We start from the raw sequence: 23301 nt of genomic DNA, 5'->3' as shown, positions 1-23301 counted from the left end.
GAAGGCTCCGGTTTCATTGATGACGCAGTGTCTGGCTGCGACGACCGTCGATGGCGACCGGCACCTCACCGGCCAGGGTCACGCGACGGACCACGCGGGGCTGGTCACCGTAGTCGTCCACGGCGTAGTGCTGGGTGGCACGGTTGTCCCAGATCGCCACGTCGCCGACCTGCCAGCGCCAGCGCACGCTGTTTTCCAGACGGGTGACATAGCCCTGCAACAGGTCGAAGAGCGCCTGCGAGTCGCTCTTCGACAGCCCCTTGAAGCGTTTGACGAAATGCCCTAGGAGCAGGCTGCGCTCGCCGCTGACCGGGTGCACCCGCACCACCGGATGCTCGGTCTCATACACCGAGGCGGCGAACACCTTGCGAAACTCGGCCAGGCGCGCGGGATCGACATTGGGCTTGTGGCCGGCGTAGTCGTATTCGTTGCTGTGGATGGCCCAGAGGTTGTCGGCCAGTTCGCGCAGTTCCACCGGCAGGTCACTGTAGGCCGTGGCGGCGTTGGCCCATACGGTGTCGCCACCCGCAGCGGGCGCCACCACACTGCGCAGGATCGAAGCCTTGGGATAGGCGTCGACGAAGGTCACGTCGGTGTGCCAGGAATTGGCACGGCGTTCGCCGTCCAGCTCCAGCAGGTAGCGGGTGCCCTCGCGCACCGGCACCGTCGGGTGCGCCACCGGCTCGCCGAGCAGTTTGGCGAAAGCCTCCTGGCCCTGGTCGTCGAGGTGCGATTGCCCGCGGAAGAACACCACCTTGTGATCCAGCAGCGCCTGCTGGATGGCCTCGACCGTGGCGGCATCGAGCTGGCCGGACAGGCGCACGCCTCGGATTTCGGCACCGATGCGACCGGAGATGGGATGGATGTCCAGCACGGCGGGCTGGACCGAAGCAGCGACAGCGGATTGGCTCATGGCAGTTTCCTCAAGGGTCAGGGGTTCAGAAGTCATAGCGCAGGGTCACCCCGGCGGTGCGTGGTGCGCCCACCGAGGCGGTGTAGGCGCCGTTGGTCCAGGCGAAGCTGGTCAGGTAGTAGTCCTCGTCGGTGGCGTTCTTCAGCCACAACGAGAGATCCGCCTGCCCCTCGCCGATATCGGCGCGCACACCGGCGGAGAGGTTGAGCAGGCCGTAACCGTCGATCCGCGATAGTTCGGAGTTGTCCAGGGTGCCGACCGCCTTGGAGCGGTACGAATAGCCCAGCCCCAGGTAGGGTTGCAGGCCGTTGTCGAGCTGCCACTGATACTGGCCGTTGAAGTTGCCGATCCATTTCGACGCGCCGACCACCCGTTCGCCGCTCAGGTCGCAACTGGCCGGTGGGTTGGGTTGCAGGCTGATCTCGCTAGGGCACGGCGCGTCCTTGAACGACAGGTAGGTGACGTCGTTGAAGGAGCCGTTGAAGTTCAGCACCAGCCCGCGCAGCGGCAGCCACGAGGCTTCGAACTCCACACCACGCGAGCGCACGCTGCCGGCATTGGCCAATACCTGGGCCGCCGTCAGCGAGCCGGGCACCTGGGCCAGGGTGGTGGCCTGGTAGCCGTGGATACCGGTCAAGAACAGGTTGGCGTTGAGTTGCAGGCGGCGCTCCAGCAACGTGCTCTTGAAGCCCAGTTCGGCATCGTTGGCACGCTCCGGGCCGACCACCAGCGAGTCACTGCCCAGCCCCGCCACCGGCGCGCTCAGGTTGATCCCTCCGGACTTCTCGCCATGGGCCAGGCTGGCATAGCCGAGCAGGTCATCGTCGAAGCGATAGCTCAGGCTGAGCAAGCCGGACGGCGATGCGTTGTGCAGGCCGAACTCGCCGGTGTCCAGCGCGCCCATCTGGCGCTGGCGGATCGCCTCCTGGCCGGCTGGCAGGCTGGCGCCGCCGAACGGTGCAAAGCGATGCAGGCGCGCACGTTTCTCCTCGTAGGTGCCGCGCACACCGGCGGTCAGGTCCAGGCGGTCGCTGAGGTGCCAGGTGCCCTGGGCGAACAGCGCCAGGCTGTCGGTCTCGATCTTGCCGTTGGTCTGGGTGCGCACATCGTTGAAGATGCCAGTGGGGCTGCCCAGCACGAACAGGTCGGCGGCCGGGCCGTACTGGGTCACCGTCTTGTTGCCCAGGTTCTGGTGGAAGGCATAGGCACCGAGGACATAGTCGAAGGCACCACCGCTGGGCGAAGCCAGGCGGATTTCCTGGGAGAACTGGCGGTCATGCACCTCCACGCCGGAGTGGATGATGGCCGGGACTTCGGTCAGGTCGGCGTCGTTGCGCGGGATGAAATGCCAGTAGCGGTAGCCGGTCACCGAGGTCAGGGTATGGCCGCTGCCCAGGGTCCAGTTGGCCTCCAGCGAGGTGCCGCCCTGCCAGACGTTCACCGACTGCTCGCTGTCGATGTTCACCTCGCGCTTGCCGATGTCGTACTGCGACTGGGCGCCGATCAGTGCGGCGCGCTCGCGAAAGCGCTCGGACACGCCATACAGCGCCCATACGCCGTTGCCGGAGTTTTCCTGGTTGTAGTCGGCGATCCAGCGCAGGCTGAAATCCTCGTGCGGCTGGAACAGCAACTGCCCCCTCGCCCCCTCGCGCTCGCCGCCGATGAAGGTGCGACTGTCATGGCGGTTGTCGATATAGCCATCCTCGCGCGTGCGGTAGGCCGACAGGCGCCCGGCAAGGGTCTCCGTCAACGGCCCGGAAACCGAACCCTTGGCCTGGAAGTGGCCGTACTCCGCACCGCTGACATCCAGGCTGCGCTCCGGCGTGAAGGTAGGCTTGCGCGTACTGATGTTGAGTACCCCGGCGGTGGTGTTCTTGCCGAACAACGTGCCCTGCGGACCGCGCAGCAGTTCGAGCTGTTCGACGTCCAGCAGGTCGAACACCGCCATGCCGGGGCGGCCCAGGTAGATATTGTCGAGGTAGATGCCAGCGCTGCCCTCCAGGCCGTCGCTGGCCGGGTTGTTGCCGATGCCGCGCACCGCCACGCTGGACTGGCGTGCATGGATATAGGCGACGTTGACACTGGGCAGGACCTGCTGCAGGTCCTGCACCTTGTACACCCGCTGCCGCTCCAGGGTGGCGCCATCGAGCACGGTGATCGGCGTAGGCACATCCTGGGCGTTTTCTTCCCGGCGGCGCGCACTGACCGTCACGGTCGCCAGGGTGTCGTCCACCTCGGCCCTTGGCAGCGTTGCCGATGGGCGCACCGCCTCATCCGCCAGAAGCGCCAGCGGGCAACTCAGTAACAAAGAAGCAAGGGCATAGCGTGAGCGTTTGGCCACCTGCAGACGCAGGGCGTCCGTTCCATCACTCGGCATGGCGTATTCCTCATCGTTTCAGGGCATCGGGGCGCCCCGGCAAGGCAGGGCCCCGGTCATTCCGGGGCGATATTATTTATTCGATAAAGAACTATTAAAATTACAAATAATTCTTTTACCGAATAAGAGACTGCATTTAAAACCAGGCCTTCACATGCATCCAATGCATTCGCCTAATATTTTTCATGCCGGTTTTCTATATGGATCTGAAACAGCTGCGCTACCTGCTGGCTCTGAACGAACACCGCAGTTTCGTGCGGGGCGCCGACGCCATGAACATCACGCAGCCGGCCTTCAGCCGCAGCATCCAGAACCTGGAACAGGAACTGGGCTGCCAGTTGGTGGATCGTCGCCAGAAGGAGCTGCCCCCTACGCCGGAAGGGCAAGTGGTGCTGCAACATGCGCGCTTGCTGGTGCAGGGAGCCCGCAATCTGGTCAACGAAGTGACCCAACTGAAACGCCTGGATGCCGGAGAACTGCACTTCGGCTGCGGCCCGGCGCCTTTGCAGAGCCTGGTGCCGGACGCGGTGGCCGCCTTCAGCACCGCGCACCCGGGCATCCTCGTCAGGCTGCAGGTGGACAACTGGGAGCGCCTGGGGCGCAGCCTGATACGCGAAGAGCTGGAGTTCGCCGTAGCCGACAGCCGTCATTTCAGCAATGACCCGACATTCAATATCCAGCCACTGAAGCGACGCGACGGGGTGTTCTTCTGCCGTGCCGGACACCCCTTGCTGAGCAAGGAAAGCCTGTCGACCAACGACCTGTTCGCCTATCCGCTGGCCACGCCGCTACTGCCGCCAGCGACCCGCAAGCAGTTGGCCAGCCTCAGTGGGCTGGTGGACTTCAGCAGTACGGTGCAATGCGAGGACCAGGCGGCCCTGGTGCGCATCGTGCGGCAGACCGACATGCTCGGCATCGCCGGCGAGGAAGGCATCCGCGAGCACTTGCAGCAGGGCCTGCTGCAGGCCCTGACCTTCCGCAACATGCCCAGCAACCTGGAAACCCGCGGCGCCCACTGCGCGATCATCAGCCGCAACGGCTACCGGCTGGCACCCGCCGCCCAGGAGATGATCACCACCTTGCTCAGGATCGACCAGACCGGCACCTCGCCACTGATCGGCTAGCAGAGCTTTCTCCCCTCTCCCATTCATGGGAGAGGGGCCGGGGGAGAGGGTTTGTGCGCCTGCAGCCCTCTCCCCAGCCCTCTCCCGCAAGCGGGAGAGGGGGTATATCGGCCCCGGAATCAGTGGGCAAAGGCACCTGCCAGCAACCCAAGGTCGACCACCAGCGGCGGCGCGCTGCTGGCCGCCTGCACCGGGCTGTCAGCCAGCCACTCACGCACATCGAAATCCTTGCGGATCAAGCGCTGCTGCGCGGCGAAATCGACGCTGTTCTGCAAACGGTCGAGAAAGCCGGCATCCAGCCGGGGATCGAAGATGACCGAGAAGTCCTGCGCCTGCAGGTCTCGCTCCAGCAACGCGCGGGGATACCCGGAAAGCCCCGCCACCAGGTCGATGTAATCCTGCCGATGCTGCGCCTGACGCAGCCAATCGCTGGCCTTCTGCTGCACGCTCAACAGGCGCTGGATCAGTTGCGGGTAACGCTCGACGAATTCCCCCCGGCCGACCAGCACACCCTGCAGATCGCCGGCGCCACCGAGGTCACGGGTGCTCACGGGCAGTTCGGCCAGACCACGCAGTTGCAGCGCCAGCAGGTTGGTACTGCCCCAGGCAGCGTCGATCTGCCGCGCCGCCAGGGCGGCGGTCGCCGCGTTGAAATCCAGGCTGACCGACTTCACGTCACGCTCCCCGAGCCCCTGGCTGGCCAGGGCCTGGGCGAATGACAACTGGTTGGCGGTGCCCTTGAACACCGCGACCCGTTTACCGCGCAAGTCTTGCAGCGACCCGATCGGAGACCCACTGGGCACGCCCAGGTAGTGCTGGATATTGCGCGCCGTGGCACTCAGCAGACGGGTGTCGAGGCCGCTGGCCTTGCCGATGATGGCGGCGAAATCGCCCAGGTAGGCCAGGTCGACCTGGCCATTGGCGAAGGCTTCGTTGATCACCGGCCCCGCGCCCTTGAAGAACAGCCAGCGCACCTTGACGCCCTCGGCGGCGAACGCCTCCTCGAAGATACGCTGGCTGCGCAATACGTCGACGACACCGCCGCCACTGTGCTCGCTACCGGCGCTCAGGTCCGGCACGGCGATACGGATTTCCTCGGGCCAACGTCGCTGGCCTGTAACGTCGCTGGCCTGTGCGGTGGCATAGACACCCAGCCCGAGGGCGGCGGGCAGGATCTTCTCAAGCAGGAATCGGGAGAGGCGTTTCATAATGGGCTCCGTGGCGATGACGAAAGCGTGCTACCGGGAACATCACCATAGGCCAGGGCTTTGGATATAAATAAATAATATTAAATTCTTTTTTTAAATCTCTTGGATATAAGAAAATCCGCAACGCCCACCCTTGGGGAGGATGCAGCGAGGGCATCGAAAATATTCGAAAAATGCATTGGCTGCCGGGCACCGCCCTTCCTTCTAATGCCCGACTTATCACACAAAAGAATTGAATTTCTCTTTTATATATCCATAAGAATTTTCTCTCTTTCACCGGAAACCTGCGATGTCCACCGCCCAGCCCCCATCCCTGTCCACGCCAACCGGCGCCGCGCGCTGGCTGCCACAGGTACTGCCCTGGCTGCTGCCGGTGGGGCTGTTCGTCCTGTGGTCACTGGCCAGCCGCTTCGGCTGGATGAGCGAGCAGATTCTCCCCGCGCCGTCACTGGTCTGGCAGACCCTGCTGGAGTTCGGTGCGGGCGAGCTCTGGGAACACCTGGGCATCAGCCTGCAACGACTCGCCTGGGGGCTGCTCGGCGGGGTCGCCAGCGGCATCCTGCTCGGTGCACTGCTCGGCGCCAGCCCACGTGCCGAACGCCTGGTCTGGCCAACCTTCGCCAGCCTGGCGCAGGTACCGACGCTGGCCTGGATTCCCTTGTTCATGCTGTTCTTCGGCATCGGCGAAGCCCTGAAGCTGGTGGTGCTGATCAAGGCCATCATCGTCCCCATCACGGTGCACACGCTGGTCGGCGTGCGCGATGCCCAACCGCGCCTGCGCGAAGCCGCCGCCGTGCTACGACTGCCCCTGCACCTGCGGCTCTGGCGCCTGACCATCCCGGCGGCCTTGCCCTCGTTCATGGCCGGCCTGCGCCTGGCGCTGGCCACCGGCTGGTCGGCGCTGCTGGCAGTGGAACTGCTGGCCTCCAGCGAAGGCATCGGCTACCTGATGGTCTGGGGCCGACAGCTGTTCATGCTGGACATCGTCTTCGTCTGCATCCTGGTCATCGGCCTGATCGGCATCGGCATGGACAAGGGCATCGCCCTCCTCGACCACCGCCTGATCCACTGGCCCCACCCGCCCACCGCGGAGTTTCGCCGTGGCAGTACGACCCGTGGCTGGCAGCGCCTGCAATCGCTGCTGCTACCGTTGGCGCTGCTGGCACTCTGGCAACTGGCCTGTGAACGGCACTGGGTCGACGCCAATATCCTCGTCACACCGCTGGCCGTATTGCAGGCCACCTGGCAAGGACTGCTCGACGCCACCCTGATCGATGCCATGCTGCGCAGCCTCGGACGCGCCGTCGGTGGCCTGCTGCTCGGCGGCAGCCTGGGCATCCTGCTGGGCCTGCTGCTCGGGCTGTGGCAGCCCGCCGAACGGCTGTTCGGCCCCACCTTCAGCGTCTTGCGGCATGTGGCGATCTTCGCCTGGGTGCCGCTGCTCACCGCCTGGTTCGGCCTCGGCGAACCGGCCAAACTGGTGTTCGTCGGCCTGGCGACCTTCTTCCCATTGCTCATCGCCACCCAGCGCGGCATCGCCAACCTGTCGCCACAACTCGACGAAGCCGCCCGCGTGCTGCGCCTGAACCCACTGCTGCGACTGCGCAAGCTGATCCTGCCAGGCGCCGCGCCGGCGATCTTCGCCGGCCTGCGCCTGGCACTGATCTTCGCCTGGCTCGGCACCATCGGTGCCGAATACTTCATGCCATCCAACGGCGGCATCGGCAGCCTGATGATCAGTGCCCAGCAACTCTTCCGCATGGACCAGGTGATGGCCGGCATGCTGCTGGTGGGCATCACCGGCGCCCTGCTCAACGCCCTCGGACAACAGCTCGAAACACGCGCCACGCGCTGGAGACACGCATGAACAGCCTCACCTCACCGCAGCCGATCGTCAGCTTTTCCGGCATCGGCAAACGCTTCGCCGTGGCCGGAGGCGAACTGGAGGCCATCCGCGAATTCAACCTGGACATCGCCGACGGCGAATCCATCGCCCTGCTCGGCTCCAGTGGCTGCGGCAAGTCCACCCTGCTGCGCCTGCTGATCGGCCTGGACACTGCGTTCGACGGCGAAATCCGCATCGACGGCAAGGCCGTGCGCGGCATCGGCAGCGAACGTGGCATCGTCTTCCAGGAGCACCGGTTGTTTCCCTGGCTGACCGTCGCGCAAAACATCGACCTCGGCCAGGTCAACGAAAAACTCACCAGCACGGAACGGGCGCGGCGCATCGAGCAACTGGTCCAACTGGTCGGCCTGGACGGCTTCCAGCAGGCCTACCCGCACCAGCTCTCCGGCGGCATGGCACAACGGGTAGCCATCGCCCGAGGCCTGGTGGCGAGCCCGCGCATCCTGCTGCTGGACGAGCCTTTCGGCGCGCTGGACGCGCTGACCCGCCAACAGATGCAGGAAGAATTGCTGGCCATCCGCGCCCGCGCTGGCATCACCAGCCTGCTGGTCACCCATGATGTCGAGGAAGCCATCTTCGTCGCCGACCGCGTGGTGGTCATGGCGCCCCGCCCCGGGCGCATCAAGCGCGTCGTCACCATCGACCTGCCCCATCCGCGCAACCGCAACAGCTACGAATTCAATCGCCTGCGCGAGGAGTTGCTGTTCGAACTGACCGGCGACGGTGACTACCAGGCACCTCCGCCGCGTATCGAGAACCTGCCGCTGAGCCAACTGGCCTACTGAGAACCCGCCACGACCTGCTGCCGTAACAGATAGACACCCAGCACGATCAACGGAACATTGGTGGTGACCGGGTTGAATGCTTCGAGCAATACGAAGGGTGTCATCACGGCAGCGAACAACAGCAGCCCGACCAGCCCGGCGATGCTGGCCAACTGTGCCCAGCGCATGCGATAGCAGCAGATGAACAGGACGCCGAAGATGACTTCGGCCAGCCCACCCGCCTTGATCAGCCACAAGGTCTGCTCCGGGGGAAAACCCAGGCTGGAGGTCATCGCCAGTTCCAGTGACGCGACCTGGAGCAGCTTGGGGAAAATACCGTGATAGACCCAGCTCAGGCCGATCACATAACGCGCCAACTGCACCATAGCCTCTCCTTTCATACCCATCCTTCAACCCCTGCCGGGGCTAGCGCAGTGCCTCGGGCCACTCGGTGGCCTGCCGGCACAGTTGCACAGCCAGCTCGCCGAGGGTCTGCAACGCCCGGTCGACGCTGGGACTCCAGGGAATCCCGCAGTTCAGGCGGATACAGTGGTTGAACTGCTCGGTGTTGCTGAAGATCAGCCCCGGCGCGATGCTGATGCCCCGCTCCAGCGCCCAGGCATGCAGCGTCTTGGTGTTGACCCTGGCCGGCAGGCTGACCCAGAGGATGAAGTTGCCCTTGGGCCGGGTCATCTGCGTGCCGTCCGGGAAGTAGCGCTGCACCGCCAACTGGTAGGCCGAGATATTGCTGCAATACTCCTGGCGGATATGCCGCAAATGACGGTCGTAACCACCATTCTCCAGGTAAGCCGCCACCCCCAGTTGCGTCACGCTGCACGCCGAATAGGTGCTGAAGGTCTGCAGGCGTTGAACCGCATCCTGATAACGCCCGGCGATCACCCAGCCGATGCGCACGCCGGGGGACAGGGTCTTGGAGAAGCTGGAGCAATAGAGCACGCGGTCGTTACGGTCATGCGACTTGAGCGCCTTGAACACGCCCTGCTCGAACACCAGCTCACCGTAGATATCGTCCTCGATGATCTGGAAATCGAAACGCTCGGCGACATCCATCAACTGTTTCTGTCGACTGTCGCTCATGGCGCCGCCGAGCGGATTGCTCAGGCGCGCGGTCATCACCAGGGTCTTGATCGGCCATTGGGCGGCGGCCAGTTGCAGGGCCTCGACACTGATGCCGGTGTCCGGATCACTGGGAATCTCGATGACCTTGAGACCCAGCAGATCGGCCAGTTGCAGCAGGCCGTAGTAGCTCGGCGACTCCACGGCGATCAGATCGCCCGGCGCGGTCAGCACGCGCAGGGCCATCTGCAAGGCATCGACGCAGCCATGGGTAATGATCACTTCGCTGGGATCGACCACCACACCGGCGTCGCGCATACGGATCGCCACCTGCCGGCGCAACGGTTCGTAGCCGGGGCTGAACACGTAGCTGAAAGCCTGCGCGCTCTGGAAGCGAGTGACCCGCGACAGGTACTGGCGCAGCACGCGAATCGGCAGGTAATCGGGATGGGGCACGGCGGCACCCAGCGGGATCACGCCTTCGCGCCGCGACTCGCTGAGTACCTGATTGATGATGCTGCTGCGCGTGACCAGGTGCGGCCGCTCCACCTGCGCGATGTCCGGCGTGGGCGCCGTCAGTGCCGGGGTCTGGTGTACATAGAAGCCTGATTGCGGACGGGCACGGATCATGCCCTGGTCTTCCAGGTTGGCGTAGGCCTGCAGCACGGTCGCGTGGCTGACGTTCAGCCGCAGGCTCATCTTGCGCACCGACGGCACGCGCTCACCGGGACGGTAGACACCACGGCGGATATCTTCGGCCAGTTGCTGGGCAATGCGCTGGTAAAGCAACAGATTGGTCATGACGCACGCTCTTTGGCAACTGAACCGTAACAGTAGCCTATCCCGTCACGAAATAACCGGTACAGTTTGCATCAAACAGATACATCTGCGGCCAATCCAGAGGCTTTCGACACGGACGGGGCGCTACACGCACCCCGCGCAAAACGACCGTATCAGCGCAGCGGCGCCAGTTGGCCCTGATCGTCCGAGAAGAGGATTTCCACCCGGCGATTCTGTGCCCGGCCCCGTGCCGAGGCATTTTCCGCCAAGGGGTAGAGATGCCCATAGCCAACCACAGCGATACGCGAAGCATCGATGCCCAGGCTGTTCAGCAAGTCGGCCACCACCTGTGCGCGTGCCTGGGAAAGACGCTGGTTCTCGCCTTCATCGCCACGGTTATCGGTGTAGCCCTCCACCCGCACCGAACGCTTCGGGTTCAACTGCAGGAACTGCACGAGCCTGAGCAACGTGCGATTGGCCGCAGGACTCAGTTCGGTCGAGTTGGCGGTAAACAGCACATCGCCCAGGGTCATCAGCAAACCACGGTCGGTTTCGGTGGCGGCCAGGCTGATCAGTTGATCCTGCGGGTCCTGCTGTCCGGGTGTCGCACTCGCCATCCTGGCGCCTTCCAGCGCCAGTTGCATGCGCTCGCGCTGACGTTGCAGATGCCCCAGGCGCTCGCGTCCCTGCACCAGATCGGCATGTTCGCGTGCGATCTGGCTGTAGCGCTGGCTCAGGTAACTGTAGTGAAGGACATCCTCGCGGCTGCCGAGGTAGCCGCCGAAACGCTGCGCACGCTCCAGCGTTTCACCGGCCCGCAGCACATCCTTGGGCGCATGGCGAACGATCGACTCGTCATTCTGCACCGCCTGGTAGGACGCCTGTGCCTCGTCCAGCACGCGCGCCTGCTCATCCAGGGCACACCCCGTCAGAAGCAGCCCCAGCACAGCCGCCAGCGGCATCGACAGGTTCATTTCAACGCTCCCACGTCTTTGCGCAACTGCTCGATCTGGCGCCCCAGTTCGGCTTGCTGCGCCTTGCTCTTCTCGCCCAGCACCCGCGCCTCGGCCAGGCGTGCATCCAGCTCGGCCTGCTCGGCCAGCAGGCGTGCCTGCTTGTAGCGACGATGCACCATCTCGGCATGCGCCAGCCCGAGCTTCTGCTGGGCCGTCTTCAACTCAGGGGTTTCCTCCGTGGCACCCACGGCGCGCGCCTGCACGATCACCTGTTCACTCAGGCGCAATTGTTCGGTGGGCAACGGGTCACGGGCACAGCCATACAGCAGCGCCAGCGGCACGAATGCCAGGGGGAAAAAGGCATGGCTGCCAGTCTTTCTCATGAAATAGCGATCCTCGAAAAAACGCCGGGGCCATGGCTGCCGGCAAAGACCTTGCGCGGGGCGACCCGGCTTGAACGCAGCACGCCTCGACGCCTGTCGAACAGGGGCGTGTCAGCGGGCGGTGGCCTGTTGCTCACGCCAGCGCTTCAGGTTGTCCAGCAGTAGCTTCCGGGTCTCGCCGGAGGCCTGCAATTCTCTCATCTTCTTTTCCAGCTGCGCGCGCAGGTCCGGATCGTTGCAGGACGAATCATGGCCGATGGCAAGGTGCATACTCTGTTGCGCCACGGGCGGTTCGAGGCGTTGCACGGCGTCCAGCTCACCCAGCGCACCCAACCGCGCCACCGCGCCATAGCGCTCGTACAGCAGGTAATCGGCCTGGTCGCCCAGGACCTGTTGCAGACCACGGGTGAAGCCGCTCACACCCTGCGCCTGCAAGTGTTCGAACAGGGATGTGTCCGGGTTCGCCCCCTTGCTGAACAAGCCCCGGTGCCCAACCAGATGCCCTGGCTCGGCATAGACCAACGGCTGGTCCTTGCGCACCCAGGCGGTGGTGTCCAGCACGGCAATCGGCGGCTCGATAAAGTCCATGGCCGCGGCCTGGGCTGGCTGGCGGGCATCGGCCAGGATGTCCATGCGCCCGCTCTCGACTTCCTGCCAGGCCGCCCGGGCGTCACCGCTACGCAGTACATCGATGGTCAGGCCAAGGCCATCGCCGATGCGTTTGAGCAGGTCCGCATTGGCACCGATCAGGCGCTTGGCGTCTTGCGGGTCGCGCCACAGGAAGGGCGGGTTGTCTCCCGCGCCAGTGGCCACCAGGTAATCGCACTTGCCCACGGAGGCAGCGGCCCATGGGGGCAGCACCGCGAGAGCACTCAGCAGAATGGAACAGACAAGACGCATGGGCCGACAGCCTCCTTCGAATCCATGACCGGCCGACAGGGCGCGCATAGTAGCATCCGCCGGGCCCAGAACCTGCTCGCGATATCGCGAGCCAAAGCCACAGGTCGTGAACAGATGCTCATGACGCGGCCAGGTAATGCAGGGGCAGGCGGGTGGTGGACTTGATCTGCTCCATGGCGAAGCTGGAGCTGACGTCAGTGATGCCGGGAATCCCGATCAGGCGTTTGTAGACCGCGTCATAACCGGAGATATCCGGAATCACGATGCGCAGCAGGTAGTCGGTGTCGCCGGCCATGCGATAGCAGTCGACCACCTCCTCCATGGTGCTGATACTGGCATGGAACTGCTCGAGCCAGTCGGCATTGTGCTGGTTGGTGCGGATCGCCGCGAACACTGTGACCGCGACATTCAACTGACGCGGATCGAGCAGCGCCACGCGCCCTCGGATCACCCCCAACTCTTCCAGCCGCTGGATACGCCGCCAGCAGGCGGTATTGCCCAGGCCGATCCGCTCGGCGATCTGCGCCACGGAGCGCACGCAGTCGTCCTGCAGCAGATCCAGAATCCCCCGGTCGAATTTGTCCATGACTGTGCACCCGTGCCAAAGGCCATTTATTCCAGTGTGGAATAAACAAATTCTCGTGGAGTTTATCCATGAAAATATCTATCGAAATAAACGGCATTAATGGAAAAATATTCTTCATTAATACAAAAACAGGGATCGATAATCAAAAAAATTCTCCGGGCGCGTCAGTAGCATTTCCTGCCATTCATCCACCGAAATCGCCTGCCAGAGACCATGACCACACTACCGCTGTATTTCGATTACGCCGCCACCACCCCAGTCGATGACCGTGTCATCCAGGCCATGCTCGCCTGCCTGGGCAATACCGGCACATTCGGCAACCCTGCATCCAGTTCCCATGCCTTCGGCCAGCATGCTCGCGCCGCCGTGGAACTGGCTCGGCAACAAGTGGGTGATCTGGTCGGCGCCAGCGCGGACGACCTGGTCTGGACCTCCGGTGCCACCGAGTCGAACAACCTGGCGATCAAGGGGGTCGCCCAGGGCGGTGATGGTGCGCGTCGACATATCGTCACCAGCCGTCTGGAACACAAGGCAGTGCTGGATACGGTCCTGCAACTGGAACAGCAAGGGTTCCCGGTGACCTGGCTGGAACCCGACACTGAAGGCCTGATCCAGCCCAAAGCCGTGCGCGCTGCGCTGCGCGACGACACCCTGCTGGTGTCGCTGATGCTGGTCAACAACGAACTGGGCACCCTGACCGATATCGCCGCCATCGGTGCGCTGGTTCGCGAGCAAGGTGCGCTGTTCCACGTTGACGCCGCCCAGGCGACCGGCAAGGTGGATATCGACCTGGCCCGCCTGGCGGTGGACCTGATGTCCTTCTCCGCACACAAGACCTATGGCCCGAAAGGCATCGGCATGCTCTATGTCGGCGAACGCGCGCGGGAGTCGCTGCGCGCGCAGATCCACGGCGGCGGGCATGAACAGGGGCTGCGCTCCGGCACCCTGGCCACCCACCAGATCGTCGGTATGGGCAGCGCCTTCGCCCTCGCCCAGGCGGAAATGGCGCAAGAGCGCCAGCGCATCGACGAACTCTCCGCGCTGCTGCGCGATGCCCTGCTGGCCTTGCCCGGCGTACGCCTCAACGGCAGCGCCAGCCAGCGCATCCCGCACACGCTCAACCTGCTGATCGAACGCCCCGGCTTCGAACCCGGCGACCTTGGCGAAGAGCTGGCCCTGTCCACCACCTCCGCCTGCAACTCGGCCAGCGGCGGCCCGTCCCATGTACTGCTGGCCCTTGGCCTGAGCCCGGCGCAGGCCTACAGCAGCCTGCGCCTGAGCCTGGGCCGGCATACCCGCCGCGAAGACGTGCAACGGGCCGTAGAAGTGATCCGCCAGGCGCTGGCGGGCTGAGCTTCGCCACCGGAGCCACAAGGCCCGTGGTGTCGCAACTACCGAATGGATTCCCGCCTTCGCGCACTGCTGTCCGGTACGGGTTTTGCCCCTGAGGGCTGCAAGGCTTATGAAGCCTGGATGTGCGGTTTGAGGCTTGCTCTGCCGACTCAATATCGCGTCCTAGGCTGTTCGTTCTCATGACCGCGTATCGCGAGCCCGACCAGCCCCTCTACGCAACACGCATGCACTCATCCCTGAGGCTCTACGCCGACATCCCTGTCGGCGAAGGTTGCTCCGAGGGGCTGGCCGGGCTCGCAGTCAATACCGAAGTGACCCAGGGGAAAAGCTCACCCCGTCGCTCCCGCGCAGGCGGGAGCCTAGGTGCGCAAGGCTAAGGCCAGCGGGCTTCTTCCTACAGTCACCGCCGCAGACGGCTGTGCGGATGCCAGGAGCGATGAGCGCAAGGCCACCGTATCGTGGGCCAGGCAAAACCCGTACCGGACAGCAGTGCGCCTGCGCGGGAATGGCAGTAGTGGGGACCGCGTCCAGTAGCTTGTAGCTTGTAGCTTGTAGCTTGTAGCTTGCTTATCATCCCGCTCCGCAACGGTTCCAAGAACAACAATCGACGGAGCAGCCCATGTCCCTCAGCGATATCCTTCTGCTGGTGCTCGCCGGCTTTGCCGCAGGCGGTATGAATGCACTGGCCGGTGGCGGTACGTTCTTCTCTTTCCCGGCACTGCTGGCCATCGGCTTGCCGCCGGTCACAGCCAACGCCACCAATGCCGTCGCGCTCTGGCCCGCCAGCCTGTCCGGTGCCTGGGCGGCCCGCTCCAGCCTGCAACCCCTCGGGCGCTACCTGGTGCCACTGCTGCTGGCAGGCCTGGCCGGTGGACTCCTGGGCGGCCTCTTGCTGCTGGTCGGCGGCGACGCGGTCTTCAGCAAGATGATCCCCTGGCTGCTGCTGCTCGCGACGCTGTTGTTCGCCTTCAGCCCCTTGCTGGGGCGCCTGCTGGCCGCCTGTCGCAAGGAAGCCGAACGCCCGCCACACACGCCGATCTCCCTCGCCGCCCACGGGCTGGTCTCGGTCTACGGTGGCTACTTCGGTGCCGGCATGGGCATCCTGCAACTGGCGGCCTTCTCCATCGAAGGCCATCCGCTGGTCCGTTCGAACGCCTTGAAGAACCTGATCTCGGCGGTGATCTACAGCGTCGCCAGCCTGACCTTCATCATCGCCGGGCGCGTCAGTTGGCTTGAATTGCTGGTGCTGCTGGTCGGCACCACCCTGGGCGGCTATGCGGGAGGCGCCCTGAGCCAGAAACTGCCAGCAAGCTGGCTGCGCGTACTGGTCATTAGCGTCGGTGGCGGGATGACGCTCTACTATTTCTGGATCACCTGAACCGCAGGGTGCGCCATGCGCACCGCCTGCACTGCCGCGCATGATCCCGGTGCGCGCGGCGCACCCTACGGCAGCGGAGGCCGAGCTGCTAGAATACCCGGCCCTTCGTACAACAGCCGATCACCGCCATGTCCCGCCTCAATCCCCGCCAGCAGGAAGCCGTCAACTACATCGGTGGGCCGATGCTGGTGCTGGCCGGCGCCGGCTCCGGCAAGACCAGCGTGATCACCCGCAAGATCGCCTACCTGATCCAGCAATGCGGTATCCGCGCCCAGTACATCGTCGCCGTGACCTTCACCAACAAGGCCGCCCGCGAGATGAAGGAGCGCGTCAGCAGCCTGCTGCGCCCCGGAGAAGGCAAGGGGCTGACCGTCTCCACCTTTCACAACCTGGGCCTGAACATCATCCGCAAGGAGTACGCCCGCCTGGGCTACAAGCCCGGTTTCTCGATCTTCGACGAAGGCGATATCAAATCGCTGCTGTCCGACATCATGCAGAAGGAATATTCCGGCGACGACGGCGTGGACGAGATCAAGGGCTACATCGGCAACTGGAAGAACGACCTGATACTGCCGGAACAGGCCCTGGCCGAGGCGCGCAACCCACGGGAGCAGACCGCCGCCATCGTCTACACCCACTACCAGCGCACCCTCAAGGCCTACAACGCGGTGGACTTCGACGACCTGATCCTGCAGCCGGTGAAGCTGTTCCAGGATCACCCCGAGGTGCTGGAGAAGTGGCGCAACCGCGTGCGCTACATGCTGGTGGACGAATACCAGGACACCAACGCCAGCCAGTACCTGCTGGTCAAGCTGCTGGTGGAGGAGCGCGCGCACTTCACCGTGGTCGGTGACGACGATCAGTCGATCTACGCCTGGCGTGGCGCGCGGCCCGAGAACCTGATGCAGCTCAAGGAAGACTTCCCGTCGCTGAAGGTGGTGATGCTGGAGCAGAACTACCGCTCCACCAGCCGCATCCTCAAGTGCGCCAACGTGCTGATCGCCAACAACCCCCACGCCTTCGAGAAGCAGCTGTGGAGCGAGATGGGCCACGGCGACCCGATCCGCGTGATCCGCTGCCGCAACGAGGAGGCCGAGGCCGAGCGCGTGGCACTGGAAATCCTCACCCTGCACATGCGCCACCAGCGGCCCTACAGCGATTTCGCCATCCTCTACCGGGGCAACCACCAGGCCAAGCTGATCGAGCTGAAGCTGCAACACCACCAGATCCCCTACCGGCTGTCCGGCGGCACCAGCTTCTTCGCCCGCCAGGAAGTGAAGGACCTGATGAGCTACTTCCGCCTGCTGGTCAACCCGGACGACGACAACGCCTTCCTGCGGGTGATCAACGTACCGCGCCGGGAAATCGGCTCGACCACCCTGGAGAAGCTCGGCAACTACGCCACCGAGCGCCAGACCTCGATGTACGCCGCCTGCGACGAGATCGGCCTCGCCGCGCACCTAGACAGCCGCTACATCGACCGCCTGCAACGCTTCAAGCACTACATGGACCGCCTGCGCCAGCAATGCGCCCAGGACGACCCGATCGCCGCCCTGCGCAGCATGGTGGCGGACATCGACTACGAGAACTGGATACGCCAGCACACCTCAAGCGACAAGGCCGCCGACTTCCGCATGGGCAACGTCTGGTTCCTTATCGAGGCGCTGAAGAACACTCTGGAAAAGGACGAAGATGGCGACATGACCATCGAGCAGGCCATCGCCAAGCTGGTCCTGCGCGACATGCTGGAGCGCCAGCAGGAAGAGGAAGATGGCGCCGAGGGTGTGCAGATGATGACCCTGCACGCCTCCAAGGGGCTGGAGTTTCCCTATGTGTTCGTCATCGGCATGGAGGAGGAAATCCTCCCGCACCGCTCCAGCATCGAGGCCGACACCATCGAAGAAGAACGCCGCCTGGCCTACGTCGGCATCACCCGCGCGCGCCAGACGCTGGCCTTCACCTTCGCCGCCAAACGCAAGCAGTACGGCGAGGTAATCGATTGCCTGCCCAGCCGCTTCCTCGACGAACTGCCGCCCGAGGATCTGGAGTGGGAAGGCCAGGAAGAGGCGCCGGTGGAGGTCAAGGCCGCCCGAGGCAACACCGCCCTGGCGGATATCCGGGCGATGTTGAAGCGCTGAAGCGGCTGCACGAAGGCCGTAGGGTGCGCCACGCGCACCTGTGCGATCAACACCGCACGCCTACGCCCATCAGCTTTTCTGGTGATACCCGGTGATGCGCTCGACCTCGTCCTTGGAGCCAAGGAAGACCGCCACACGCTGGTGCAGGGACTCGGGTTGCAGGTCGAGGATGCGCTGGTAGCCGTTGGTCGAGGCGCCGCCCGCCTGCTCGATGATGAACGACATCGGGTTGGCCTCGTACATCAGCCGCAGCTTGCCGGGCTTCTCCGGCTCGCGGGCATCGCGTGGGTACATGAAGACGCCGCCACGGGTCAGGATGCGGTGCACGTCCGCCACCATCGAGGCGATCCAGCGCATGTTGTAGTTCTTCTCCAGCGGCCCGGTCTCGCCCGCCAGCAGTTCCTCGACATAACGCTGCACCGGGGCTTCCCAGTGGCGCTGGTTGGACATGTTGATGGCGAACTCGGCGGTGGCCTGCGGCACGCGGATATCGTCGTGGGTCAGGACGAAGCTGCCCAGCTCGCGGTCCAGGGTGAAGCCCTTGACGCCATTGCCCAGTGTCAGCATCAGCATGGTCTGCGGACCATAGATCGCATAACCGGCGGCCACCTGCTGGGTACCGGGTTGCAGGAAGGCTTCCTCGCCCAGGGCATCGTTCTGGCTGAAACACTCACCTGGGCAGCGCAGGACCGAGAAGATGGTGCCGACCGAGACGTTGACGTCGATGTTGCTGGAGCCGTCCAGCGGGTCGAAGACCAGCAGGTAGGCGCCCTTGGGGTATTTGCCGGGGATCTGGTAGGCATTGTCCATTTCTTCGGAAGCCATGCCGGCCAGGTGACCGCCCCACTCGTTGGCTTCCAGCAGGATTTCGTTGGACAGTACGTCCAGCTTCTTCTGCACCTCGCCCTGCACGTTCTCGGTGCCCATGCTGCCCAGCACGCCGCCCAGCGCACCCTTGGAAACCGCATGGCTGATTTCCTTGCACGCACGCGCCACCACTTCGATAAGGAAACGCAGATCCGCAGGCGTGTTATTGCTGCGGGTCTGTTCGATCAGGTAGCGGCTCAGGGTTACGCGGGACATGGAGAGGCTCCGGGGGCTGGAAAATGCGCGCAGTTTAACGCGACTCGGCGCGCAATGGCAGAAAGCGGGTAAAAGCAGCCGAACGCGCGAAGTCGTCGTGTGCCACACCCTATGCACGCCCCGATCCTGGCCGCCAGGAGGCCGCCGTTTTTCCGCTGCGGCGCCTATCAGCCCAAGGTTACCAATTGACTGCAACCACGCTAAAAGATCGTTTGTTACTGGTAAAACCGTGACTCAGCCGTCATGCTTGCCGTCTGCCTGTATCCGCAACGTTCTGTTTTAGGAATCTCCCCGGCATGAGCCGCGATAGCAGTTACCTGGAAGCCATCCTTCATCACGACATCCCGCTGACACGCGCCATGGGCCTGCGTGTCGAGCAATGGGAGAACCATGAGCTGCGCCTGCGTGCGCCGCTGCAGGAAAACATCAACCACAAGAGCAGCATGTTCGGCGGCAGCCTGTACTGCGTGTCGGTCCTGGCCGGCTGGGGCTGGATGCACCTGCGCCTGCGCGAAGCAGGCATCGAGGATGGCCATATCGTCATCCACGAAGGGCAGATCGCCTATCCGCTCCCCGTGCTCGACGATGCCATCGCCGTCTGCCCGCCACCCTCGGATGAGGCCTGGGAACGCTTCGAGACCATCTACCGCCGCCGTGGTCGCTCGCGGATCGCCCTCGACAGCCACATCCTGACCGCCGACGGTCGGGAAGCCGTGCGCTTCAGCGGCCAGTTCGTCCTGCACAAGTAAGAACGGCAGCACACCTGAAACCCTGACACCGCCCCGCCACCCGTGACGGGGTGGTGCGGCGTCATGCCCTCCACGTCAGCGCGCCCCCTCTCCCCGACAGCCTGTTTGAAGCTTGCAGCTTGCAACGGCTTCTAGCGTTACAATCCCCGGCTTCCATCATTTCCGGAGCCACGTACGCCGTGTCCGTATTGCGCCTTCCGTCCATGCCTGCCGCGAGCGGCAAGCAACACTGGGGCAACCTGCCCGGTGCCGCGCTGAGCCTGGCCATCGCCGAGGCCGCCAGCAGTGCCAAACGCTTCACCCTGCTGCTCACCGCCGACAGCCGTAGCGCCGACCGCTTGCAGGAAGAACTGGCGTTCTTCGCGCCCAACTTGCCAGTGCTGCACTTCCCCGACTGGGAAACCCTGCCCTACGACCTGTTCTCGCCGCACCAGGACATCATTTCCCAGCGTATCTCCGCGCTCTACCAGTTGCCGCAACTGGAGCACGGCGTGCTGGTGGTGCCGATCAGCACCGCCCTGCACCGCCTGGCGCCCAAGCGCTTCCTGCTGGGTTCCAGCCTGGTGCTGGATGTCGGCCAGAAGCTGAACGTGGAACAGATGCGGCTCAACCTGGAAGGGGCCGGCTACCGTTGCGTGGAAACCGTCTACGAACATGGCGAGTTCGCCGTGCGCGGCGCACTGATCGACCTGTTCCCGATGGGCAGCCCGCAGCCGTTCCGCATCGACCTGTTCGACGACGAAATCGAGACGCTGCGCACCTTCGACCCGGAGAACCAGCGCTCCATCGACAAGGTGGAGTCCATCCGCCTGCTGCCAGCCCGCGAATTCCCGCTGCAAAAGGCCTCGGTAACCGGCTTCCGTGCACGCTTCCGCGAGCGCTTCGACGTGGACTTCCGCCGCTGCCCGATCTACCAAGACCTCTCCACCGGCATCACCCCGGCCGGTATCGAGTACTACCTGCCGCTGTTCTTCGATGAAACCGCCACGCTGTTCGACTACATCCCCGCCGACACCCAGGTGTTCTCGCTGCCGGGCATCGAACAGGCTGCCGAGCAGTTCTGGAAGGACGTGCGCAACCGCTACGAAGAGCGCCATGTCGACCCGGAGCGGCCGTTGCTGCCGCCGAACGAACTGTTCCTGCCGGTGGAAGACTGCTTCGCACGCCTGAAACAGTGGCCGCGGGTGGTCGCCGACGCACAGGACATCGAACCCGGTATCGGCCGCGAGCGCCTGCCCGCCAAGGTGTTGCCGGAGCTGGCGATCGAGGCCCGGGCCAGCGAGCCGCTGGGCGCCCTGCGGCGCTTCCTGGAAGAATTCCCCGGTCGGGTGCTGTTCACCGCCGAGTCGGCAGGCCGCCGCGAAGTGCTGCTGGAACTGCTGGCGCGCCTCAAACTGAGGCCACAGAGCGTCGACGGCTGGCCGGGCTTCATTGCCAGCGACGAGCGCCTGGCGATCACCATCGCACCGCTGGACGACGGCCTGCTGCTGGAGCAACCGGAACTGGCGCTGATCGCCGAGAGCCCGCTGTTCGGCCAGCGCATCATGCAGCGTCGTCGCCGCGAGAAGAGTCGCGACGGCGGCGACAACGTGATCAAGAACCTCACCGAACTGCGCGAAGGTTCGCCGGTGGTGCATATCGACCACGGCGTCGGCCGCTACCTGGGGCTGATCACCCTGGAGATCGAGGACCAGCCCGCCGAGTTCCTCGCCCTGCAATACGCCGACGAGGCCAAGCTCTACGTGCCGGTCGCCAGCCTGCACCTGATCGCCCGCTACACCGGCAGCGACGATGCCCTGGCCCCGCTGCACCGGCTCGGTTCGGAGCAATGGCAGAAGGCGCGCAGCAAGGCGGCAGAACAGGTGCGCGACGTCGCCGCCGAACTGCTCGACATCTATGCCCGCCGCGCCGCCCGCGAAGGCTACGCCTTCCGCGACCCGCAACTGGACTACGAAACCTTCAGTGCCGGCTTCCCCTTCGAGGAAACCCCCGACCAGCAGGCCGCCATCGACGCCGTGCGCGCCGACATGCTGGCGCCACGACCGATGGACCGCCTGATCTGCGGCGACGTCGGCTTCGGCAAGACCGAAGTGGCCATGCGCGCCGCCTTCATCGCCGTCCATAGTGGCAGGCAGGTCGCCGTACTGGTGCCCACCACCCTGCTCGCCCAGCAGCACTACAACAGCTTTCGCGACCGCTTCGCCGACTGGCCGGTGAAAGTCGAGGTGATGAGCCGCTTCAAGAGCGCCAAGGATGTGGAAGGCGCGGTACAGCAACTGGCCGAGGGCAAGCTGGACATCGTCATCGGCACCCACAAACTGCTGCAGGACGACGTGAAGTTCGCCAACCTGGGGCTGGTCATCATCGACGAGGAACACCGTTTCGGTGTACGCCAGAAGGAACAGCTCAAGGCGCTGCGCAGCGAGGTGGACATCCTCACCCTGACCGCCACGCCGATCCCACGCACCCTGAACATGGCGGTGGCCGGCATGCGCGACCTGTCGATCATCGCCACCCCGCCGGCGCGGCGGCTGTCGGTGCGCACCTTCGTCATGGAGGCGAACAAGCCGACCATCAAGGAAGCGCTGCTGCGTGAGCTGCTGCGCGGCGGCCAGGTCTACTATCTGCACAACGATGTGAAAACCATCGAAAAATGCGCCGCCGACCTTGCCGAGCTGGTGCCCGAGGCGCGCATCGGCATCGGCCACGGGCAGATGCGCGAGCGTGAGCTGGAACAGGTGATGGGCGACTTCTACCACAAGCGCTTCAATGTGCTGGTGGCCTCGACCATCATCGAGACCGGCATCGACGTGCCCAGCGCCAACACCATCATCATCGAGCGCGCGGACAAGTTCGGCCTGGCACAGCTGCACCAATTGCGTGGCCGCGTCGGCCGCAGCCACCACCAGGCCTACGCCTACCTGCTGACACCACCGCGCAAGCAGATGACCGAAGACGCCAGCCGGCGTCTGGAAGCCATCGCCAACGCCCAGGACCTCGGCGCCGGCTTCGTGCTGGCCACACACGACCTGGAGATACGCGGCGCCGGCGAACTGCTCGGCGACGGCCAGAGCGGGCAGATCCAGGCAGTCGGCTTCACCCTCTACATGGAAATGCTCGAGCGCGCGGTCAAGGCCATCCAGAAAGGCGAGCAGCCGAACCTGGAGCAGCCGCTGGGCAACGGCCCCGAGATCAACCTGCGCGTACCGGCGCTGATCCCCGAGGACTACCTGCCAGACGTGCATGCGCGACTGATCCTCTACAAGCGCATTTCCAACGCCAACGACGAGGACGGCCTGAAAGAGTTGCAAGTGGAGATGATCGACCGCTTCGGCCTGCTGCCGGAGCCGGCCAAACACCTGATGCGCCTGACCCTGCTCAAGTTGCAGGCGGCCAGCCTGGGTATCCGCAAGATCGACGCCGGCCCGCAGGGTGGACGCATCGAGTTCGACGCCCAGACCAGCGTCGACCCGATGGTGCTGATCAAGCTGATCCAGAGCCAGCCCAAGCGCTACCGCTTCGACGGTGCAACCTCGTTCCGCTTCCAGGTGCCGATGGAGCGCGCGGAGGAACGCTTCAACGTCCTCGAAGCGCTGCTCGAACGCCTGCAGGCCAGTGCCTGAGCC

At 64.6% G+C, this 23301-nt stretch carries 18 protein-coding genes; 8 read left to right on the top strand and 10 right to left on the bottom strand.

The annotated features are described in order from the left end of the window. Nucleotides 1–13: 13 nt before the first annotated feature. Both HW090_RS14510 and HW090_RS14505 read right to left on the bottom strand, forming a co-directional pair. Nucleotides 14–913 (bottom strand): TauD/TfdA family dioxygenase, encoded by a 900-nt coding sequence (locus tag HW090_RS14510; protein WP_179114185.1) that lies wholly within the window; start codon nucleotides 911–913, stop codon nucleotides 14–16. Nucleotides 914–938: 25 nt separating this feature from the next. Then, entirely contained in the window at nucleotides 939–3290 is a 2352-nt protein-coding gene (locus tag HW090_RS14505) for a TonB-dependent receptor (protein ID WP_179114184.1), read from the bottom strand. A 200-nt stretch (nucleotides 3291–3490) separates the two neighbouring features. Between HW090_RS14505 and HW090_RS14500 the strand changes: the two genes are divergently transcribed. Further along, entirely contained in the window at nucleotides 3491–4414 is a 924-nt protein-coding gene (locus tag HW090_RS14500) for a LysR family transcriptional regulator (protein ID WP_179114183.1), read from the top strand. Between the two features lie 119 nt (nucleotides 4415–4533). On the opposite strand, the gene HW090_RS14495 is transcribed toward HW090_RS14500, so the two are convergent. Next, nucleotides 4534–5622 carry an ABC transporter substrate-binding protein gene (locus HW090_RS14495; protein WP_179114182.1) on the bottom strand — a complete coding sequence of 363 codons (1089 nt, stop codon included), beginning with the start codon at nucleotides 5620–5622 and terminating at the stop codon, nucleotides 4534–4536. Nucleotides 5623–5911: 289 nt separating this feature from the next. Here HW090_RS14495 and HW090_RS14490 point away from each other — a divergent pair, with 289 nt between their 5' ends. Both HW090_RS14490 and HW090_RS14485 read left to right on the top strand, forming a co-directional pair. Next, complete coding sequence (locus HW090_RS14490) at nucleotides 5912–7489, top strand: ABC transporter permease (RefSeq protein ID WP_179114181.1); 1578 nt, start codon at nucleotides 5912–5914, stop codon at nucleotides 7487–7489. Further along, nucleotides 7486–8313 carry an ABC transporter ATP-binding protein gene (locus tag HW090_RS14485; RefSeq protein ID WP_179114180.1) on the top strand — a complete coding sequence of 276 codons (828 nt, stop codon included), beginning with the start codon at nucleotides 7486–7488 and terminating at the stop codon, nucleotides 8311–8313. The genes HW090_RS14490 and HW090_RS14485 overlap by 4 nt, the downstream gene beginning before the upstream one ends. Here HW090_RS14485 and HW090_RS14480 read toward each other — a convergent pair. The 6 genes from HW090_RS14480 to HW090_RS14455 all read right to left on the bottom strand — a co-directional run bounded on the left by HW090_RS14480 (nucleotide 8307) and on the right by HW090_RS14455 (nucleotide 12974). Continuing rightward, nucleotides 8307–8693, bottom strand: coding sequence for a DoxX-like family protein (locus tag HW090_RS14480; protein ID WP_179114179.1), 387 nt, complete (start codon nucleotides 8691–8693; stop codon nucleotides 8307–8309). The two genes, HW090_RS14485 and HW090_RS14480, sit on opposite strands and share 7 nt — an antisense overlap. Before the next feature lie 25 nt (nucleotides 8694–8718). After that, a complete protein-coding gene (locus HW090_RS14475; RefSeq protein WP_179114178.1) occupies nucleotides 8719–10170 on the bottom strand; it encodes a PLP-dependent aminotransferase family protein in 1452 nt (483 codons plus the stop codon). Nucleotides 10171–10322: 152 nt separating this feature from the next. Beyond that, the gene (locus HW090_RS14470; RefSeq protein WP_179114177.1) at nucleotides 10323–11123 is read right to left on the bottom strand and encodes an OmpA family protein; all 801 of its coding nucleotides are present in this window, start codon (nucleotides 11121–11123) and stop codon (nucleotides 10323–10325) included. After that, nucleotides 11120–11488 (bottom strand): DUF4398 domain-containing protein, encoded by a 369-nt coding sequence (locus HW090_RS14465; protein WP_179114176.1) that lies wholly within the window; start codon nucleotides 11486–11488, stop codon nucleotides 11120–11122. The genes HW090_RS14470 and HW090_RS14465 overlap by 4 nt, the downstream gene beginning before the upstream one ends. Before the next feature lie 111 nt (nucleotides 11489–11599). After that, a complete protein-coding gene (locus HW090_RS14460; RefSeq protein WP_179114175.1) occupies nucleotides 11600–12388 on the bottom strand; it encodes an ABC transporter substrate-binding protein in 789 nt (262 codons plus the stop codon). 118 nt (nucleotides 12389–12506) lie between these two features. After that, complete coding sequence (locus tag HW090_RS14455; protein WP_179114174.1) at nucleotides 12507–12974, bottom strand: Lrp/AsnC family transcriptional regulator; 468 nt, start codon at nucleotides 12972–12974, stop codon at nucleotides 12507–12509. 213 nt (nucleotides 12975–13187) lie between these two features. Here HW090_RS14455 and HW090_RS14450 point away from each other — a divergent pair, with 213 nt between their 5' ends. The 3 genes from HW090_RS14450 to rep all read left to right on the top strand — a co-directional run bounded on the left by HW090_RS14450 (nucleotide 13188) and on the right by rep (nucleotide 17843). Next, nucleotides 13188–14327: a cysteine desulfurase family protein gene (locus tag HW090_RS14450; protein ID WP_179114173.1), complete on the top strand. Its 1140-nt coding sequence runs from the start codon at nucleotides 13188–13190 to the stop codon at nucleotides 14325–14327. Nucleotides 14328–14946: 619 nt separating this feature from the next. Beyond that, nucleotides 14947–15705, top strand: coding sequence for a sulfite exporter TauE/SafE family protein (locus tag HW090_RS14445; protein WP_179114172.1), 759 nt, complete (start codon nucleotides 14947–14949; stop codon nucleotides 15703–15705). Nucleotides 15706–15833: 128 nt separating this feature from the next. Next, the gene (rep, locus tag HW090_RS14440; RefSeq protein WP_179114171.1) at nucleotides 15834–17843 is read left to right on the top strand and encodes a DNA helicase Rep; all 2010 of its coding nucleotides are present in this window, start codon (nucleotides 15834–15836) and stop codon (nucleotides 17841–17843) included. 69 nt (nucleotides 17844–17912) lie between these two features. Here rep and HW090_RS14435 read toward each other — a convergent pair whose 3' ends face one another. After that, on the bottom strand, nucleotides 17913–18926 hold the full coding sequence (locus HW090_RS14435) for a class 1 fructose-bisphosphatase (RefSeq protein WP_179114170.1): 1014 nt from the start codon (nucleotides 18924–18926) through the stop codon (nucleotides 17913–17915). 296 nt (nucleotides 18927–19222) lie between these two features. On the opposite strand from HW090_RS14435, the gene HW090_RS14430 reads away from it, so the two are divergent. After that, on the top strand, nucleotides 19223–19675 hold the full coding sequence (locus HW090_RS14430; RefSeq protein WP_179114169.1) for a thioesterase domain-containing protein: 453 nt from the start codon (nucleotides 19223–19225) through the stop codon (nucleotides 19673–19675). Nucleotides 19676–19854: 179 nt separating this feature from the next. Continuing rightward, nucleotides 19855–23298, top strand: coding sequence for a transcription-repair coupling factor (mfd, locus tag HW090_RS14425; RefSeq protein ID WP_179114168.1), 3444 nt, complete (start codon nucleotides 19855–19857; stop codon nucleotides 23296–23298). Nucleotides 23299–23301: the final 3 nt, after the last annotated feature.

The organism is Pseudomonas sp. ABC1, assembly GCF_013395055.1.
Lineage (GTDB): Bacteria > Pseudomonadota > Gammaproteobacteria > Pseudomonadales > Pseudomonadaceae > Stutzerimonas.
This window is presented reverse-complemented; position numbering and strand designations above follow the sequence as displayed.